Here is a 17,187-nt window from a genome sequence, read left to right on the forward strand (position 1 = left end):
AAACAATTAAACTACCTAGACTTTACAAGAAAAAGTCTAATCTAGATAAACCGCAAAACTTCGTATAACAGCGACTTACCGCTACGCTTCGGGACTTCGCCCTCGCTCGGGCTACGCCAAATTCCCCTTCTGGCATTCGCCTTGCTTACGCAAGCTGCATGCCAGTCCCTAACGTCCCGTTCCGGGACTCAGGGTCGGGGAACTTCGGTAAGTCTAGTTCGTTATGCGAAAGCTATTTCAATTTAATTAAAAAGGAGAAAAGAAAATGGATGAAAAACCTTTAGACAAAGAAATCAGAAAAGATATACTTTTAAAATTTAATGAACAATTTGCAATTAATCAAAATACACAGCTGACATCAGTTTATACATTTCTAGCAATTATTGCCCCAGTTCTATTGGGTTTTGGATATGTTACCAATAATTTCGAAAGAAATATCAATGGGTTAATCTCAATTCAATTTATAGATTATGCAGCTGTATATTTCATTTCAAACTTTATATTAGTAGCTTTTATTAGCCTACTTTCATCATACTCTGCTAGTTTCCGCAGAGATCAGTTAATAGTATCAAATATAAGGGAATTTTCGAAATTACAGGGATTTGAAGCAAATCCTAAAATCTTTCCTGAACGTTTTTCCCCAAAAAAGGCACATAATGATGACGATGTCAAAATTCTTCAACTAAACTGGATGCCTAATTATTATGCGGCACTTGTGAGAATAGTGTTAATAATTGAAATATTTATAAACTTAGCTTTCTTTATTAAATTATATCGTAATAATTATACAATTACACTTTGTAATGCTCAATGGGGTGAATCTATAATATGTTTTCTAGGTATTCTTTTAATTCCTAAGTCAATCATAATTCCGTCTTATTATAATTATTTTTTAGTTACTAAATATTATAATTTAAATAATGACAGATATGGAACTAAGGAATACAAGCTACCGTTATATCTAGAACCAATATTTTGGATTATAAAAAAACTTCCTTAAAACACCAAAATAGCCTTCGCATAACAGCGACTTACTGCTTCGCTTCGGGACGAGCCCTCGCTCGGGCTACGCCAAATTCCCTTTCTGTCACTCGTTTGCATCCGCAAACTCCGTGCCAGTCCCTAACGTCCCGTTGGGACTCAGGGTCAGGGAACTTCAGTAAGCCTAGTTCGTTATGCGCAATGCCAAATAAATCTATGAATCTAAGTTTTACTCGTAAAATGATATTAGATGAAGAAGTAAAAGATAAGGAAATTCTTACAGTTTTTATAAGATCGTATTTAAAGCCTAATTTGACTGAAAGAATGATTAAAATTAAATTTTTAAATTTTATACCAGCTCAGATACTTTTTTCATCTTATAAATATAGAAATGCACATTGGACTTCCGATTTAGGAATAATTGAAGCAAATTCTTGAAAAAATGAAGATCAATTGATTGAAAAATCTTTCTTATCAAAACATTATCAATTTTTTTTGAAAATTCCTCTGTTCCTATCAATTATGCTAAAAAAATATTATTCCAAAATGTGCCGAAGCTCTACTTGATAACAATCTCCGTGAAAAAATTCTAAATTTATTTTTAGATAATAATCATTCTAAATCAAATAATTGGAATGATTTGATTAATAATTATAGAAGGCTATCAGAAGAATTTATCAAAAATTTTTAAAATTAATCCCTATGTTTAATATTTCTTTTATTGCCGATTAAAGATTCAACTTTCGCAGAATGAAACCTTATGTTATACCTAAGGAAAGAAAATGAGAAAATTAATCCACTTCATTACAATATTAAAATCAATTTCTATATTAATTATATTTAATTTTCTATTAACCCTATTATCAGTCGCACTTTTGGCTTGGATTGAAGACGGTGAGCATCCAATGACATTTGAATCTTTTGACCAAAGTTCAACAGAAATGTTAATTTTTGAATTTGCTGCAGAAGCGCTTCCGATTCTTTCAATCTTAATATTTCCATATACAACAATATTTTTAGGTTTAATTTCACTAATTTTGTTACTAAGAAATCATAGAAAGAATAAAAATCTTTAGATTGTATTATAATTATTTATTTTCATTGGCACAGCGCATAACAGCGGGGAAACGCTTCGCTGCGGCACTTACGGCCTTGCTCGGTCTGCGACACATTGTCCTCCGTCACGCTTCTCGCTCCGCAAGAAGGCGCGCCGACGCCAACGCCTACTTACCGCTACGCTTCAGCACAAGGCCTCGCTCGGCCTGCGGCAAATTCCCCTTCTGGCATTCGCCTTGCTTTCGCAAGCTACATGCCAGTCCCTAACGTCCCGTCCGGGACTCAGGGTCGGGGAACTTCGGTAAGTCTAGTTCGTTATGCGAAATTCTACATAATTAAATTTAAATAATCAAAAAAAGTATGATTAGAAATTAAAACAATCTATATGAGAAATCAAAAGCTCATCATAATTCCAATACTATTTCTCTTTCTCTTCGGAGTATACTTAATCAATATTTCCTACAAAACTAGTCCATATATCGATGAAAATCAATTTATGGAAAAATATTTAGATCTTAAAAATGGGGATAATGAAAGTTTTATAAATTTAAAGAAACAATACAAAACAAATAAATATTGTAATCTTGATCAAGGAATAGCGATTATAACCTTCTCGCTTTTCAGCTCTATATTTTTCTTTTACAAAAGTATTTCCTTACATTTAATATCTAAATTACATTCATTAACTTTTGGGATTATATCTGCTTTTTTTACAATTTATTCAGAAATCTATGTGGTATTTAGAGATTACAACAGAGGAGAATTTCCACACTGGGCGGATTCTCTCGGTATTCCCATCTTCAGATCAATTTTATTAGGTTTATTTCTCTTTCCTTGGATCTTTGTTAATTATTATATATCAACTATAAAAAGTTGGAATTTGGCTCTTTTTGATTTAACACTACGATATAAAAAGAAGAAATTTTGGTTCAATTTTCTTTCTTGCATAACTTTCCTCCTTACAATCATATATATTATAGATGGAAGTTTTCTTCATGTTATTTCTACTTTCATTTGGATATTGTTTTATCAGTCATTAATTTTAAGATTGCAAAAAATGGCTAATAAAACAGCTACTTAGCTATGTAGAACTTCGCATAACAGCGGGGAAACGCTGCGCTTCGGCACTCACGGCCTCGCTTGGTCTACGACACATTGTCCTCCGTCACGCTTCTCGCTCCGCAAGAAATCGCGCCGACGCTAACGCCTGCTCCGCAGGCTCAGCTACGGACAACGTCGTCTCCCCTAGTTCGTTAGTTGCAATGTTCAAAATTCGTTCTCGCCATTTCTGTTTTTATACTTTTTTATTCGTTCAAAAATCTTAGAGAATAAAATAATCAAACGTTTGGCGTATTGAAGATTGCGTTAGTTCGATTTACTTTGTTATTTCTGTTTACGAAAGCTGGTGGACTTCTGGTTCTGTTTTACTTTAAGTGCATTCTCGTCGAACACACTGCAACTAACAGCGGCTTCCCGCTTCGCTGCGGGTCTTCGCCCTTGCTCGGCCTACGGCAAATTTCCCGCTGTTCCTAACGCCTCATGCTGAGGCTCAGGGCGGGAAACTTCGAGAAGCCTACATCGTTAGTTGCAATGTGCAAAATTCGTTCTCGCCATTTCTGTTTTTATACTTTTTTATTAGTTCAGAAATCTTAGAGAAAAGAATAATCAATCGACTGGAGTGTTGAAGTTTGCTTTAGATCGATTTACTTTGTGTTTTCTGTTTACGAATGTTGCTGGACTACTGGTTCTGTCTTACTTTAAGTGCATTCTCGACCAGCTCACTGCAACTAACAGCGTCTTACCGCTACGCTTCGGGACAAGCCCTCGCTCGGCCTGCGGCAAATTCCCTTTCTGGCATTCGCCTTGCTTGCGCAAGCTACATGCCAGTCCCTAACGTCCCGTTGGGACTCAGGGTCAGGGAACTTCGGTAAGTCTAGTTCGTTATGCGAAATAAAATCAAAAATTGAGAGTTAAAAATGGACAATATTGATAAAACTCGTCTATCTATCGTTGGGATAGGTAAAATGGTTATTGATGGAAAGTTAACAGTACCACCTTATCAACGCTCATATTCTTGGGAAGAAAAACAAGTAATTGAATACCTAGAAGATATAAATAATGCAATAACAAACACAAAAAAAGATTATTTCCTAGGTCCAATAGTAGTTATAGATACTAAAAACAATTCAAATGAAATAGTTGATGGCCAACAGAGAATAGCAACTACAACAATTATCCTTTCAGCGATACGCGATTTACTAAAAGAAAGTTCAATTGAAATTAATCTCGAAAGGTCAAAAATCATTGAAGACACATATCTTTTCAAAAAAGATATCCTAACACTAGAATTAAAGCCCAACTTAAGGCTAAACCTTGAAGATGATATTTTCTTTAAAGAATTTGTATTATCACCTAATAAATCATCAAAATCTTTTAGATCTTCAAAACCATCACATACAAAACTACAACAAGCTTACGAGAAATCTAAACATTTTCTAAAAAAAAATGTCTTATCTGCAGCAAGAAATTATAATGAATTACTAAAATGGCAGTCTTTTCTAGAAAATAATATAAAGGTAATCTGGATTCAAGTTGAAGATTACTCTTATGCTTATACAATATTTGAAACACTTAATGATAGAGGTTTAGATTTAACAGTAACCGATTTATTAAAAAATTTAATTTTCTCTAAATCAGGAAATCAAATTCAGCTAGCCCAAGAAAATTGGACGTCAATGTTAACGAACCTTGAAAGTTTCGGCAAAAACAATATTAAAGTCGATTTTATACGTCACTTCTGGGCATCTAAACATGGTTTAACAAGAGAAAAAGATTTATATTCTAAAATCAAAAACCACATAAATAATTCAACAGAGGCAATTGAATTAGCGGATCAACTAAATCTATCTTCAGATTTATATATTTCACTTTTAAACCCAGAACATCCTTCTTGGAGCAGCTTCCCACTTTCGACAAAACATAATATATCAATACTTAATATGCTAGGAATGTCACAAAATCGACCCTTGCTACTTGCAATTTTACTTCATTTTGATGTTAAACATATTAGCATAAGTCTAAAGAATCTTGTTAACTGGGCGGTTCGATTTATTATAACCGGTAGCTTAGGATCGTCATTATTAGAACAAAATTTTGCTTTGAATGCAAAACTAGTTTCTGACAAAAAAATCAAAAATTCGGAGCAATTATTTGAAGCAATGAAAGAAGCAATTCCTACCGATAAAGAATTTGAAGATGAGTTTAAAATTGCTACTATTAAAAGATCTGATCTTGCAATTTATATACTAAGCAAATCTGAACAAGCAAAAAAAGGAGATAAAAATCCAGAAGAGATTCCTAACACTATAGACGGAACAGTCAACGTAGAACATATTCTACCGAAAACATTAACACCTTCCTGGCAAACTAAATGGTCTGAAGATAAAGCAAAATCTTATATCAATAGAATAGGAAATCTATGTTTATTAAGAACAAAACTGAATAGTAAAATAGGAAATGCTGATTTTTCTTCAAAAATAAAGGTATACTCAAAATCAAATTTTGAATTAACTAAATCTTTGAAAGAATATCACGATTGGACAGCCACAAATATAGAAGCGCGACAAATGGATCTAGCAAAACTTGCCGTAAAAATTTGGCCAAGAAGGATTGACCATTGATTTTACTTCGCATAACAGCGACTTACCGCTACGCTTCGGCACAAGGCCTCGCTCGGTCTGCGACACATTCCTCTCTGGAACTCCTCTTGCCTCCGCAAGCGTCGTTCCAGTCCCTAACGTCCCTTCCGGGACTCAGGGTCGAGGAACGTCGTTAAGTCTAGTTCGCTATACGCAAGCCAGAAAAAGTAAAATCTAAGGACAAAAAAAGTAGAAATAAAGCCAAAGAATACAGTCAAATATATGTATTGACATACATACGAATTAATATAAACTAAAGATGTGGAATTTGAATGGGATTCTAAAAAGAATCAGGAAAATCTAGAAAAACACGGTGTTGACTTCTATACTGCGCAATTCGCTTTTCTTGATAAAAATAGAATAATTTCAAAAGATATTTTGCATTCTACAGAATCTGAAGAACGTTTCTTCTGTTTTGGCTTAGTCAATGAGGGAATTATTACTGTTCGGTTTACTTTAAGAGGAAAAAAAATTAGAATCTACGGTGCGGGATTCTGGAGAGAGGGAAAAAAACTGTATGAAAAAGAAAACAAATTACACTAAAGCTCCTAGTGATGTAGAGAAAGCTCTTAATTCTTCTCTAGTTATTAACGATTTCTTACCTCCTCCGGATAAGTTGATTACAAAGGAAGATAACTCAAAAGTTACCATTTTATTAAGCAAAAAAAGTATTAGTTTTTTCAAAGCTCAATCTAAGAAATCAGGTGTACCTTATCAATCTATGATCAAAAAGGTTTTAGATTTATATGCTGATAGATTTGCTCACAAATAAAAAATTCAATAATTAATCCGTTCGTAATTCAAAATCCTTGATTATTAAAATCTAAGAATTTTAGTATATAAAGAACAAACATTACAATATTTCTGGCCAGCGTATAACAGCGGGGAAACGCTTCGCTGCGGCACTTACGGCCTTGCTCGGTCTCTGACACATTGTCCTCCGTCACGCTTCTCGCTCCGCAAGAAGGCGCGCCGACGCTAACGCCTACTCCGTAGGCTCAGCTACGGACAACGTCGTCTCCCCTAGTTCGTTATGCGCAATAGGCTAAAATTTTATACTAAAATCAAAAAAAGTGAAAAAGGCATTCGATGAGAAATAAAAGCAAAGCACTACAAAATTTTCAAAATCTAATTCATGAAAATGAATTATTAAAAAATTCAAAAATTGGATCAACAGAATTTACAGAATGGCAGAATAGCGTATTATCCGCTTTACGTTTTTATTTCGGAGATGACACTCAGCATATAAAAACATTTCAAAAAATTTCCTTTTCACCAATAGCTTTTTCATTAACAGGAGATAACAATGAAAATTTTAGAAGATCCTTACATTCAGGTTTGGATGAAGCAAAGGGTTTTTTAAAATCAGTTATTAGAGAAATTACGGATTTTTGGGAAGATACAAATGACTTTCAGAAGAATATATCTGAAACATCAGAAAAGATCAAAAGAAAAAAAATAGATTCAAAAACCATTTTTGCGATAATGAGTTTTGATTCTGAAATGGAACATATATATGAAGGTATGCAAGCTGCCGGAAATAAATATGATCTCAAAGTGATAAGAGTAAAAGATGAATTAGGAGATTATAAAATAACCGACAAGATAATTGAACTCATAAATAATTCATTCCTAATAATCGCCGATCTTACGAAAGAAAGACCAAATGTATATTTTGAACTAGGTTATTCTAGAGGTGTTGAAAAAACGATAATTACCACAGCTAAAAGAGGAACAAAATTACACTTTGATGTAAAAGATTGGTCCTGTATTTTTTACGATGACTCTCGCGAATTAGAAAAAGAGTTAATTAAAAATATTGAACATTATCTAAAATAAGCCTACAGCGCATAACAGCGACTAACCGCTTCGCTTCGGGACTTCGCCCTCGCTCGGTCTGCGACACATTCCTCTCCGGCACGATTTTTGCCTCCGCAAATATCGCGCCGACGCTAACGCCTCATACTGAGGCTCAGCTACGAGGAACGTCGGTAAGCTTTTTCGTTATGCGAAATTGTTTCACATAAACCTAAATATAAATTAAATGAATTTAGAAATTAAACAAAATACATTTATTATAGATAATGAGTTAAAAATTAATAGCTCTCTATTAAGAAGAGATTTTTTAAATATCAATACAGGGAAGAAAGCGGAACCTCACATTAAAAATCCTCCCTACAATTCTTATTCTTTAGAATGTAGTTATGAAAATTACCAACTAATTTTCATCTTATACTTTAAAAATGAACTTCTTTCTTCAATTGTATTTACCATAGATTCCGAATTGTATGGAAAGTCTTGGGATGATTATTCAGAAGAAAAAGAAATAGCAAGAAAAACCGAAATCGAGAAACTTTTAGAAAAAATGAAACTTACTATACCCGCAGAAGCCTATTATGATATAAAAGGTGGTATCAGTGCAGCAATAATACGATATAATGAATTAGAAAATTAATAAGAATTACTCATAAATAATCTTTATATTGCACATATAAAAACACCTTAAGGAAAAACTGATCTCCATATTCATATTTAACAAAACACATTTTCGAACTGAGAACTGACTTTATAAAGTAAACTTTAAAGATAAATTAATAATACTTCTCAGAAGAAAAAAGAGAAAAGCAAAACCATGCAATATTCAAACTGAAGTAAATTACCTGCTCATTTTCAAGATAATTTTCTTCTAAAAGAGAAAACAACTTCGCATAACAGCGACTTACCGCTACGCTTCGGCACAAGGCCTCGCTCGGCCTCCGGCAAATTCCCCTTCTGGCACTCGCTTGCATACGCAAGCTACGTGACCAGTCCCTAACGTCCCGCTGGGACTCAGGGTCGGGGACCTTCGGTAAGTCTAGTTCGTTATGCGAAATCCCTATAAACTAATTTTTAGTCTATATCGACTATTTTTTAGTTGATGTTTTTGGACAAATTAGTATCTCTTAACCATGATACTTGATGGCATATTTGGAAATAAAACAGCATCCAGGGTTCTTCTACATTTATTCCATTACAATGAGATTCATTCCGCTGCAATAGCAAATGATTATCAACTCGCCACTACACCGATTAGGCTGCAACTGGAACGTTTCGAAAAGGCAGGTATTCTAGTCGCAAAAAATGTTGGGAGAACTAGAGTTTTTTCATTTAATCTAAAATCTCCTTTTGTAAAACCTATAAAGGCTATTTTAGAAATTTTCTATAATTCATTAACAATAGAAGAAAAAGAAAAAATATTTTCAGAAAGAAGAAGACCAAGACAAAAAGGGAAACCTGTATATGGAAGAACCTAATTGGCCTCACGTAAATGAAGAGGAACTGTGGAAATACGTTGGATGGCATCTAGCAAATAAAGGAATACATTCCGTTTTAGTCGGCGGCGCTGTCGTAGCTATTTATTCAAAAGGAGCATATCGTTCCGGTGATTTAGATTTAGTTGAACCTCTTTTATCAAAGGAAAGTGATATTAAATCAACTATGGAAAGTATTGGCTTTAGAAAAATTAATCGTCATTATGTTCATCCAAAATGTCAGCATTTATACATTGAATTCGTTTCTGCACCTGTATCAATAGGAGATGATTATCGAATCATTCCTGATGAAAAAGAGTTTAAAGGGAAAATACTTAAAATCCTTTCTCCCACTGACTGTATTAAAGATAGACTAGCTTCCTTTATACACTTTAAAGCAAGAGAATGTCTAGATCAAGCATTGCTAGTTGCAAATAGCCAAAACTTTGATTTAAAAAAGGTAGAAGAATGGTGTTTAAATGAGTCAACCAGAGGAAAAGATGCTTTCGATGAATTTTCTAGATTATATACGAAATAATTAAATATACGGGACTTCGCATAACAGCGGGGAAACGCTGCGCTTCGGCACTCACGGCCTCGCTTGGTCTCCGACACATTTCCCTCTGGCACTCCTCTTGCTTGCGCAAGCGTCGTTCCAGTCCCTAACGTCCCATCCGGGACTCAGGGTCGGGAAACGTCGTCTCCCCTAGTTCGTTAATTGCAATTGGTTAAATCTTAAAAAAAAAATCAGCGCGCAAATTTTCTTAAGAGTTTTTAAGATAAATATCGTCGGTTCTGTTCGTGTGGCTGTGTCATTTTATTTACGCTTTAATAAAGATTACGCTGTGTTATTTTAAATATAAGAAAATATAAGAAATCTAAGAGAAAGAAAAAGAGAATTAAGAGCGAAAATTTGCGCGCTGAATCCATACTCTTCGAACCATTATCTTTTACTATAGGTAACCAACTGCAATTAACAGCGTGTAAACACTGCGCTTCGACACTTACGGTCTCGCTTGGTCTGCGACACATTCCCCTCTGGCACTCCTCTTGCCTTCGCAAGCGTCGTTCCAGTCCCTAACGTCCCTTACAGGGACTCAGGGCCGGGGAACGTCGTTTACACTAGTTCGTTATACGCCATTAAATATAATGATAAAAAAAATATACAACATTTCTATCTTATTTCTATTCTTTTCTTTTTTTAAAAATGAGATTATTATAAAGCCAAAAACGAATATAATAGAAAACTGTAAAAAGGAATATTTATTTAGCGAACTTTCAATCTATGATATAAATCACGATGAAAAGATTAGCGATTTCAGTGCCTTAGAATGTCTTCAAATTGCTGGGTACTTTGATAATAAATTCAATACTTTCTTAATAAAAACTTTAAAATATAAAAAAAATAATGAATATTTCATAACTAAAAAACTTATCGATACGGAGACCGAAACCAATATTCGTAATTTAAAAGAACTTATAGAGATTAAAAAAAATGATAAAGTTTACATAAATTGGATTTTCGAGATTTTACTAAGTAAGGCGAATAATAATTTCTTAGACGTATTCGATGACTTTTATAAAAAAAATCAGAAATCTATTAACGAGAATTTGCTAGGAATTAGAAATAAATTAAATTACAATCCTTATAAAGAAAAATATACATCAGGCTTACATAATAAAGATGATAAAACTCTGAAAGATGATGACATAAATAAAATCCTATTAACCGAATGTAAAGATAGAGTTTTAAAACCAACAGAATTTTATACAAACCCTAATAGACCTTATTTTTCATTCAAATCTTGTTTAGAAATCCTTTACTTGGGTGATAAAGAAAATTCGTATAGCTTGTTTAAAGAAGCCATTTTCTCTAATTTAGAAAAAGAGGAAAAAATCGAATTAATACATGCAATTAGCAAATATAAGAAAAAGGATGATTATGCATTTTTTCAAAAACTTTTTTATGAAATTTCGGAAAAGACAATAAAACAAAAATTATTATATTCGATGGATGGTTTAGATGATGAAAATTATTCATTCTTCTTAAAAAAATTACAAAAGGAAAATATCTTAGAAAAGAATGAAATAGATTACTTGATTGAAAAAATAAATAAAAGAATATTTGAAAAAAATATAAAATCTTTTGAAGATGTTTTAAATAATAACCCCGATATTGTTATGACCAATAATTCCGATAATAATATAAATAACTTAATTATGTTAAACGAAAGATATAATAAAGATTTTTTTATTCTCGGACTTAAGTATTTAATGAAAAAATTTCCAGAAAAAGGGTATCTAAAAGCTTATATTGTAATAGAAATATTGAATTTTAATGAAACGGCTATCAAAGTCCACATGAAAGAAATAAGAAATGATACTTATTTAACAAGCAAATATCTCGAAAAGTCCGCTGAAAGAGAATTGAACAAATTTAATTATAAAGAATCTTTACACTATTATAAAAAAATATCAGAGAATAATATGTATCAAAATATAGATAGAAATTCAATCAAAACAATAATTGAAAAATTAAAAACTATAATAAAATTTAACGGCGTATAACAGCGACTTACCGCTACGCTTCGGCACAAGGCCTCGCTCGGCCTACGGCAAATTCCCTTTCTGTCACTCGCTCGCATACGCAAGCTACGTGCCAGTCCCTAACGTCCCTCCGGGACTCAGGGTCAGGGAACTTCGGTAAGTCTAGTTCGTTATGCGAAATTGGCGAAAAAACATAGGAGAAAAATTTGAATAAAAAAAAATCTAAACTTAAATTAAAAGAATCATTTGCTAGTTCATTTCATGAACAATTTGCTGTTAATCAAAATACACAATTTACACTTTTAATAACTATTTCAGTTTCACTTGCGACTGTCCTAGCAGGCCTTGGATATGTTATTGGAACATACTGTGTAGACGATAGACTCATATTTGGAAATAATTCACTAATTTATGCAGCTGCTACAACGGCAACTGCTCTTTACGGATACGGAGTAATACTTCTCGTCTCTGCTATGTCGTTTTCATTTAGACGGGATCAATTAATTTTAAATAGTTTACGCAAAGAGCTAGATATGTTTGCAAAACCTGATGCAAATAAACAATATTTAGCATTCTTTCCTCAACAATATACTGGCGAACGTGCTTTCGAGGAATTTCAGTCTTACCATTTAAATTGGATGCCTAATCATTATGCGGTAATAACTCGAATTATTTTGTTGATGCTACTAATTGTAAACGTCCAATTCATAGTTTTTTTAAAAGATGCACAACTAATACAATCAAAATACGATATAGGCTGGAAGCTTCTTGCTCTCGGTTCGTTCACTCCATTTTTCCTAATCTTGTCCATATTTACACCGATCTATTACAGGCTAAGATTTAACTTATATCACAGAGAAATAAAAACTGAAAGCTGTTTAGGCCGTATGATTCTTTGGCTTGGAACAAAGTTCCCTTAAAACTTCGCCACCTTCGCATAACAGCGACTTACCGCTTCGCTTCGGGACTTCGCCCTCGCTCGGTCTGCGACACATAGGCTTCTGGCACTCCCCTTGCCTTCGCAAGTGTCGTTCCAGTCCCTAACGTCCCGTTTCCGGGACTCAGGGTCAGGGAACTTCGGTAAGTCTAGTTCGTTATGCGAAATAAAATAAAATTTTACTTAACTGAATACAATTATAGAAAGCTAAATGAAAAAGAAATTAGCAAAAATCATAATTATATTAATACCAATATTTTCAATTTAGAAAAAAGAGAGAAATAAGCTGAATATTAAATAGCCTGATTTATCATATTTTCTAGCTAAAAAGAGGTAAAGTTGCAACGAAAAAAGAAATTAAAAAAGTATATCTTCCTTTTACTCTTAAATTTGAAGGTTAAAGTCAAACATTAGAATGAAAAATGAATTGTGAATTCTTAGAATTACTGCCTTAAATAACAAAATAAAAAATTTTGAAATTATTCATATTGTGAACCTTTAGTAAGCTAAGTAAGTAAATTTTAGAAAATAAGAATGTCTATTTCATCAATCCAATACAAGGTCTTCTACGCAGAAATTCTGAATAATTCTTCAGTATGGACGATTAAAGATAAAAATGGATTCCCTGCTCCAAAAAATAGTGAAGGTAACCGATCAATACCTTTTTGGTCTACGGAAAAAAGAGTAAAGAATATAATTGAAAACGTATCCGAATATTCTGGCTTCGAAGCTTTTGAGATTTCCCTTGAGGATTTTATGGAAAAATGGATCCCAGGATTAAAGAAAGATAAGTTGCTTATTGGAATAAATTGGTCCGGAGAAAAGGCTACTGGATACGATATTAAACCAAATGAATTACAAGTAAACTTGCGAAAATTAATAAAGAAATAACTTGAAAAATAATACTACCTATACTCATTTTACTTCGCATAACAGCGGCTTAACGCTTCACTTCGGGACTTACGCCCTCGTTCGGTCTTCGACACATTCCCCTCTGGCACTCCCCTTGCTTGCGCAAGTGTCGTTCCAGCCCCTAACGTCCCTTCGGGACTCAGGGTCGGGAAACGTCGTTAAGTCTAGTTCGTTATGCGACATTGCAAAAAGTTAGTTGCATTTTCATTAGTTAATAAAATAATTTGCAAATGAAATTCTTAATCCCTATTGTTATTACAATATTAGGATGTAACTCATATACAAGTTACATTGTGCCAGATTCAAAAAAGACTGAATTTATATCAAACAAAAGAATTGCTTTAATTGGATTCATGAATTATGAATTTCATATGAGCAATGATAGACAAGGAAATGCCTATCGGTCATCCGCATCACTAAATTACAACAATTCTATGAAACAATTTTTTCCTGCCGGCAAAGATATATCCTCATTCAATACTAATAACATCAATAATCAAATTGGAAGAGAAAATTGTTTAGATTTTGTTTATGAATATCTAAACGTTGTAAAAGATTCAGGAGAAAAAGAACTAAAAAAGTTTATCGATATAAATTTAACACCCGACACTTCTAAGTCAACATGCTCAGTTAAATCTAAAAATGTAGATTATTATATACTTGGAATCCCAGGAAAACCCTTTAATTCATGGACTAATTACGATGAAAGTTTTATTGGTTATATAAAAAATGCTATTTCTGTCCTAACATTATTTATAGTCCCCTCAAAACAGGCAGAACCTGTAAATGCATATTTCTATGTTTATGATTCCAGGCTAAATCTTATAGATAAGTTTGAATATAAAAAACAGGTAATAATTACAACTTCATGGTGGTTTAATTTATATTTGGACGAAAACGAAAATGTGTTTAAAGAGATTAACCAAAGCATATTAAAATCACAAGAAAATATCACGAAAGAATTTTCTTTTGACTTTAACACGAAATATAAATAAAAAATATTTTATATTACTAAAAAAAGGAAAGAATCAAAATGAAAAACAAACTACTATTACTATTAATCGGATTAATAATAAGCAATTGCGTATTTATGCCAGATTATTCAAAAAATTTCAAAAAATACCCTTCACGACCAGATCTAAAGTCAATTTCTTTGACAAAACCCGAAGGTAGATTCGAAATGTTTGCAACTGGCTTTTACTATATCTTAGCAGCAAATCTAATAGAGGAAAATTTAAAATATTCTGAATTATTTTCTGAGGTAAAAGAAAAAGACGGCGATTATATTTTAACAGCTGAAAAAATTGATGATAAATACACTGGAGAATTCCTTGATGTTGCGTATTCAATCACCGTTGAATACTCACTCTATTTAAAAAATAGACTAGTCTTTAAGAATAAATACAGTGCAACGGCAATTTCAGAACCGACAGAACATTTTATGTACGCTTTTAGGCAAAGATTAGCTCGAGAAAGAGCACTTCAAATCACTGTGAACAAATTTCTCGACGATTTAGAAAGTATGAAAATTCTAAAATAACCTCTACCTTTTGCTCCTTTGCAACGTCGCATAACAGCGACTTACCGCTACGCTTCGGCACAAGGCCTCGCTCGGTCTACGACACATTGTCCTCCGTCACGCTTCTCGCTACGCAAGAAGGCGCGCCGACGCTAACGCCTGCTCCGCAGGCTCAGCTACGGACAACGTCGTCTCCCCTAGTTCGTTATGCGCAATGATTTAAAGGAAACCATGAAATTAAAGACATCAATTGTATTTCTTATTACAATCGCAATATTGTTACCCAGCATATTATTTACTTTTTTCCTATATAACACTAGGGCTATACCAGAAATCATAATTAAGATTAATTTTTCAGAAGCAATAGATACTGAAAATAATAAAAAACTAGTATTAGCAAAAGACAGCCTCAATGACATTAAAGAAGTTATATCCTCAATCAAACAACTTCCATCTGAAGAAAAACTATTAGCAATTTATGAAAGAGAAAGAGAACATTATATATTACTTATTTCAATTATCACTCTAATTTTGACAATAATTTCTGTTTACTTCATTTTCTCCCGATTTGTAGAAAAGGAAGAATACGAAGATTTAAAAAAATCTATAACGATACTCCAAAATGAATTAAAAAATTCCATAAATGAATCTAGATTTAATAATCTAATACAGGAAGTTAAAGCAAAAACAACAGCCTTTAATGATTTCATTATATTAGTTGATTATGATTCGAAAACGCCAATAACGAATAAAAAAGAATTTGAAAAACATATTGAAGATGATTACAATTCTATGATTCAAAAATTTTCCAACTATATTAATAATCCCAATTTAGATAAAGCATACTCAACTCTATATAATTATATCCTTAGCATTTGCAGATACGGTTTGCAAAAAGGCTTTGAAGTCCCAGAACCAGGGAAAGGTATTGAGACCCATCCATATTTTTCCCTACAATTAAAACATATTATAAGAATTTTCGGAAAAGAAAAATATGGGGAAATTCGAAATGAATGGAAAAAGGTTTTCCCATTCATGGATTTGCCTTAAACAAAATCACTGCGCATAACAGCAACTAACCGCTTCACTTCGGGACTTGCGCCCTCGTTCGGTCTACGACACATAGGCTTTTGTCACTCCTCTTGCTTTCGCAAGCGTCGTGCCAATCCCTAACGTCCCCTCCGGGGACTCAGGGCCAGCCTACGTCGGTTAGTCTAGTTCGTTATACGCCATTTCGTAAAAATCACCTTAAATCAGAAAAAAATTAAGGAAATCGATCAAAGAAGGTAAATTCTTAAAGAAATTCAATGTCTCATTTATTGACTTTTTCTTCTGAATTTGGAAAATTAACATATGAAGATAGAAACCAAAAAGGAATTGATTGAGGAATTAACCAAAATTAAACCAATTCTAAACAATGATTTTGGTGTTCTGAAAATCGGCATCTTTGGGTCTTTTGCTAAAGATACAGTTAACTCGAATAGCGATGTTGATTTACTCGTTGAAATGAAATCTCCCGACTTTGATTCTTTTGTTGGTTTAAAAATATTTTTAGAAAATCTTTTTGAACGCAATGTGGATCTTGTTCGAAAAAGGAATCAAATTAAACCTTCCTTTCTCAATAGAATTCAAAAAGATATTATAAATGTCTGAAGAAATATACGAAAGGTTCGAATTTATTCTTGAATCGATCTTAATCATTGAAAATAGATTCTTAAAAATTAAATATCCGGATGATCTAATTAATTCCCAAGATGGAATTACTATACTTGATTCAATTGCAATGAGATTACAAGCAATCGGAGATAATCTTAAATCTGTTACAAAATTAGATAGTAAATTTCTAAACAATTATCCCAATACAGACTGGGAAAAAATTATGAAAATGAGAGACGTGATTTCTCACCATTATGAAGGTCTTGATCACGAAATAATATATAATATCTGTAAAAACAAAATACCTGAATTAAAACTTACTATTGAATTAATTCTTAAACAACTCAACGGCGTATAACAGCGACTTAACGCTACGCTTCGGGACTGGCCCTCGCTCGGGCTACGCCACATTCCTCTTCTGTCACTCGTTTGCATACGCAAACTCCGTGCCAGTCCCTAACGTCCCGTTGGGACTCAGGGTCGAGGAACGTCGTTAAGTCTAGTTCGTTATACGAAATTTTGCTAACCTAATATTTGCTATAACTCATGGATAAAATATTTAATAAAATGATAAAAGACGAACTACTGCCT

At 33.1% G+C, this 17,187-nt stretch carries 19 protein-coding genes; all 19 read left to right on the forward strand.

Going from position 1 to position 17,187, the window contains the following annotated elements; translation table 11 throughout:
* Nucleotides 1–265: 265 nt before the first annotated feature.
* The 19 genes from CLV96_RS19430 to CLV96_RS19520 all read left to right on the forward strand — a co-directional run bounded on the left by CLV96_RS19430 (nucleotide 266) and on the right by CLV96_RS19520 (nucleotide 16,954).
* Nucleotides 266–1,000, forward strand: coding sequence for a hypothetical protein (locus CLV96_RS19430; RefSeq protein ID WP_004784312.1), 735 nt, complete (start codon nucleotides 266–268; stop codon nucleotides 998–1,000).
* Nucleotides 1,001–1,197: 197 nt separating this feature from the next.
* The gene (locus CLV96_RS19900) at nucleotides 1,198–1,419 is read left to right on the forward strand and encodes a hypothetical protein (RefSeq protein ID WP_157188365.1); all 222 of its coding nucleotides are present in this window, start codon (nucleotides 1,198–1,200) and stop codon (nucleotides 1,417–1,419) included.
* A 344-nt stretch (nucleotides 1,420–1,763) separates the two neighbouring features.
* A complete protein-coding gene (locus CLV96_RS19440) occupies nucleotides 1,764–2,057 on the forward strand; it encodes a hypothetical protein (RefSeq protein WP_004786499.1) in 294 nt (97 codons plus the stop codon).
* Between the two features lie 476 nt (nucleotides 2,058–2,533).
* Complete coding sequence (locus CLV96_RS19445) at nucleotides 2,534–3,118, forward strand: hypothetical protein (protein WP_134152104.1); 585 nt, start codon at nucleotides 2,534–2,536, stop codon at nucleotides 3,116–3,118.
* Between the two features lie 895 nt (nucleotides 3,119–4,013).
* A complete protein-coding gene (locus CLV96_RS19450) occupies nucleotides 4,014–5,717 on the forward strand; it encodes a DUF262 domain-containing protein (protein WP_040917011.1) in 1,704 nt (567 codons plus the stop codon).
* 279 nt (nucleotides 5,718–5,996) lie between these two features.
* Complete coding sequence (locus tag CLV96_RS19455; RefSeq protein ID WP_004787453.1) at nucleotides 5,997–6,278, forward strand: BrnT family toxin; 282 nt, start codon at nucleotides 5,997–5,999, stop codon at nucleotides 6,276–6,278.
* On the forward strand, nucleotides 6,253–6,507 hold the full coding sequence (locus CLV96_RS20055) for a CopG family transcriptional regulator (RefSeq protein ID WP_243836555.1): 255 nt from the start codon (nucleotides 6,253–6,255) through the stop codon (nucleotides 6,505–6,507). Before CLV96_RS19455 ends, CLV96_RS20055 begins: the two co-directional genes overlap by 26 nt.
* A gap of 317 nt (nucleotides 6,508–6,824) precedes the next feature.
* Nucleotides 6,825–7,574: a hypothetical protein gene (locus CLV96_RS19465; protein ID WP_004785390.1), complete on the forward strand. Its 750-nt coding sequence runs from the start codon at nucleotides 6,825–6,827 to the stop codon at nucleotides 7,572–7,574.
* 205 nt (nucleotides 7,575–7,779) lie between these two features.
* Entirely contained in the window at nucleotides 7,780–8,190 is a 411-nt protein-coding gene (locus CLV96_RS19470; protein ID WP_004785710.1) for a hypothetical protein, read from the forward strand.
* Between the two features lie 493 nt (nucleotides 8,191–8,683).
* A complete protein-coding gene (locus tag CLV96_RS19475) occupies nucleotides 8,684–9,028 on the forward strand; it encodes a hypothetical protein (RefSeq protein ID WP_004785163.1) in 345 nt (114 codons plus the stop codon).
* Complete coding sequence (locus tag CLV96_RS19480) at nucleotides 9,015–9,563, forward strand: hypothetical protein (RefSeq protein ID WP_004785302.1); 549 nt, start codon at nucleotides 9,015–9,017, stop codon at nucleotides 9,561–9,563. The genes CLV96_RS19475 and CLV96_RS19480 overlap by 14 nt, the downstream gene beginning before the upstream one ends.
* 611 nt (nucleotides 9,564–10,174) lie before the next feature.
* On the forward strand, nucleotides 10,175–11,593 hold the full coding sequence (locus CLV96_RS19485) for a hypothetical protein (RefSeq protein ID WP_040917016.1): 1,419 nt from the start codon (nucleotides 10,175–10,177) through the stop codon (nucleotides 11,591–11,593).
* Between the two features lie 185 nt (nucleotides 11,594–11,778).
* Nucleotides 11,779–12,492, forward strand: a complete 714-nt coding sequence (locus CLV96_RS19490; RefSeq protein ID WP_004785443.1) for a hypothetical protein — start codon at nucleotides 11,779–11,781, stop codon at nucleotides 12,490–12,492.
* A 551-nt stretch (nucleotides 12,493–13,043) separates the two neighbouring features.
* On the forward strand, nucleotides 13,044–13,400 hold the full coding sequence (locus CLV96_RS19495) for a DUF2750 domain-containing protein (protein ID WP_004787367.1): 357 nt from the start codon (nucleotides 13,044–13,046) through the stop codon (nucleotides 13,398–13,400).
* Between the two features lie 251 nt (nucleotides 13,401–13,651).
* Complete coding sequence (locus tag CLV96_RS19500; RefSeq protein ID WP_004786243.1) at nucleotides 13,652–14,416, forward strand: Lp29 family lipoprotein; 765 nt, start codon at nucleotides 13,652–13,654, stop codon at nucleotides 14,414–14,416.
* A 38-nt stretch (nucleotides 14,417–14,454) separates the two neighbouring features.
* Nucleotides 14,455–14,961 carry a hypothetical protein gene (locus tag CLV96_RS19505; protein WP_243836556.1) on the forward strand — a complete coding sequence of 169 codons (507 nt, stop codon included), beginning with the start codon at nucleotides 14,455–14,457 and terminating at the stop codon, nucleotides 14,959–14,961.
* A gap of 210 nt (nucleotides 14,962–15,171) precedes the next feature.
* Complete coding sequence (locus CLV96_RS19510) at nucleotides 15,172–15,990, forward strand: hypothetical protein (RefSeq protein ID WP_004785140.1); 819 nt, start codon at nucleotides 15,172–15,174, stop codon at nucleotides 15,988–15,990.
* A gap of 303 nt (nucleotides 15,991–16,293) precedes the next feature.
* A complete protein-coding gene (locus tag CLV96_RS19515) occupies nucleotides 16,294–16,593 on the forward strand; it encodes a nucleotidyltransferase family protein (protein WP_004787717.1) in 300 nt (99 codons plus the stop codon).
* The gene (locus CLV96_RS19520; RefSeq protein WP_004786594.1) at nucleotides 16,586–16,954 is read left to right on the forward strand and encodes a HepT-like ribonuclease domain-containing protein; all 369 of its coding nucleotides are present in this window, start codon (nucleotides 16,586–16,588) and stop codon (nucleotides 16,952–16,954) included. The genes CLV96_RS19515 and CLV96_RS19520 overlap by 8 nt, the downstream gene beginning before the upstream one ends.
* Nucleotides 16,955–17,187 lie beyond the last annotated feature (233 nt).

The sequence above is a fragment of the Leptospira meyeri genome (assembly GCF_004368965.1).
Taxonomy (GTDB): Bacteria; Spirochaetota; Leptospiria; order Leptospirales; family Leptospiraceae; genus Leptospira_A; species Leptospira_A meyeri.

Coding starts and splice junctions, on each gene's coding strand:
- CLV96_RS19445 (WP_134152104.1), top strand. CDS start 2,534: ATGGAAAAATATTTAGATCTTAAAAATGGGGATAATGAAAGTTTTATA.
- CLV96_RS19465 (WP_004785390.1), top strand. CDS start 6,825: ATGAGAAATAAAAGCAAAGCACTACAAAATTTTCAAAATCTAATTCAT.
- CLV96_RS19520 (WP_004786594.1), top strand. CDS start 16,586: ATGTCTGAAGAAATATACGAAAGGTTCGAATTTATTCTTGAATCGATC.
- CLV96_RS19510 (WP_004785140.1), top strand. CDS start 15,172: ATGAAATTAAAGACATCAATTGTATTTCTTATTACAATCGCAATATTG.
- CLV96_RS19470 (WP_004785710.1), top strand. CDS start 7,780: ATGAATTTAGAAATTAAACAAAATACATTTATTATAGATAATGAGTTA.
- CLV96_RS19515 (WP_004787717.1), top strand. CDS start 16,294: ATGAAGATAGAAACCAAAAAGGAATTGATTGAGGAATTAACCAAAATT.
- CLV96_RS19440 (WP_004786499.1), top strand. CDS start 1,764: ATGAGAAAATTAATCCACTTCATTACAATATTAAAATCAATTTCTATA.
- CLV96_RS19430 (WP_004784312.1), top strand. CDS start 266: ATGGATGAAAAACCTTTAGACAAAGAAATCAGAAAAGATATACTTTTA.
- CLV96_RS19480 (WP_004785302.1), top strand. CDS start 9,015: ATGGAAGAACCTAATTGGCCTCACGTAAATGAAGAGGAACTGTGGAAA.
- CLV96_RS19500 (WP_004786243.1), top strand. CDS start 13,652: ATGAAATTCTTAATCCCTATTGTTATTACAATATTAGGATGTAACTCA.
- CLV96_RS19495 (WP_004787367.1), top strand. CDS start 13,044: ATGTCTATTTCATCAATCCAATACAAGGTCTTCTACGCAGAAATTCTG.
- CLV96_RS19900 (WP_157188365.1), top strand. CDS start 1,198: ATGAATCTAAGTTTTACTCGTAAAATGATATTAGATGAAGAAGTAAAA.
- CLV96_RS19450 (WP_040917011.1), top strand. CDS start 4,014: ATGGACAATATTGATAAAACTCGTCTATCTATCGTTGGGATAGGTAAA.
- CLV96_RS19505 (WP_243836556.1), top strand. CDS start 14,455: ATGAAAAACAAACTACTATTACTATTAATCGGATTAATAATAAGCAAT.
- CLV96_RS20055 (WP_243836555.1), top strand. CDS start 6,253: ATGAAAAAGAAAACAAATTACACTAAAGCTCCTAGTGATGTAGAGAAA.
- CLV96_RS19475 (WP_004785163.1), top strand. CDS start 8,684: ATGATACTTGATGGCATATTTGGAAATAAAACAGCATCCAGGGTTCTT.
- CLV96_RS19485 (WP_040917016.1), top strand. CDS start 10,175: ATGATAAAAAAAATATACAACATTTCTATCTTATTTCTATTCTTTTCT.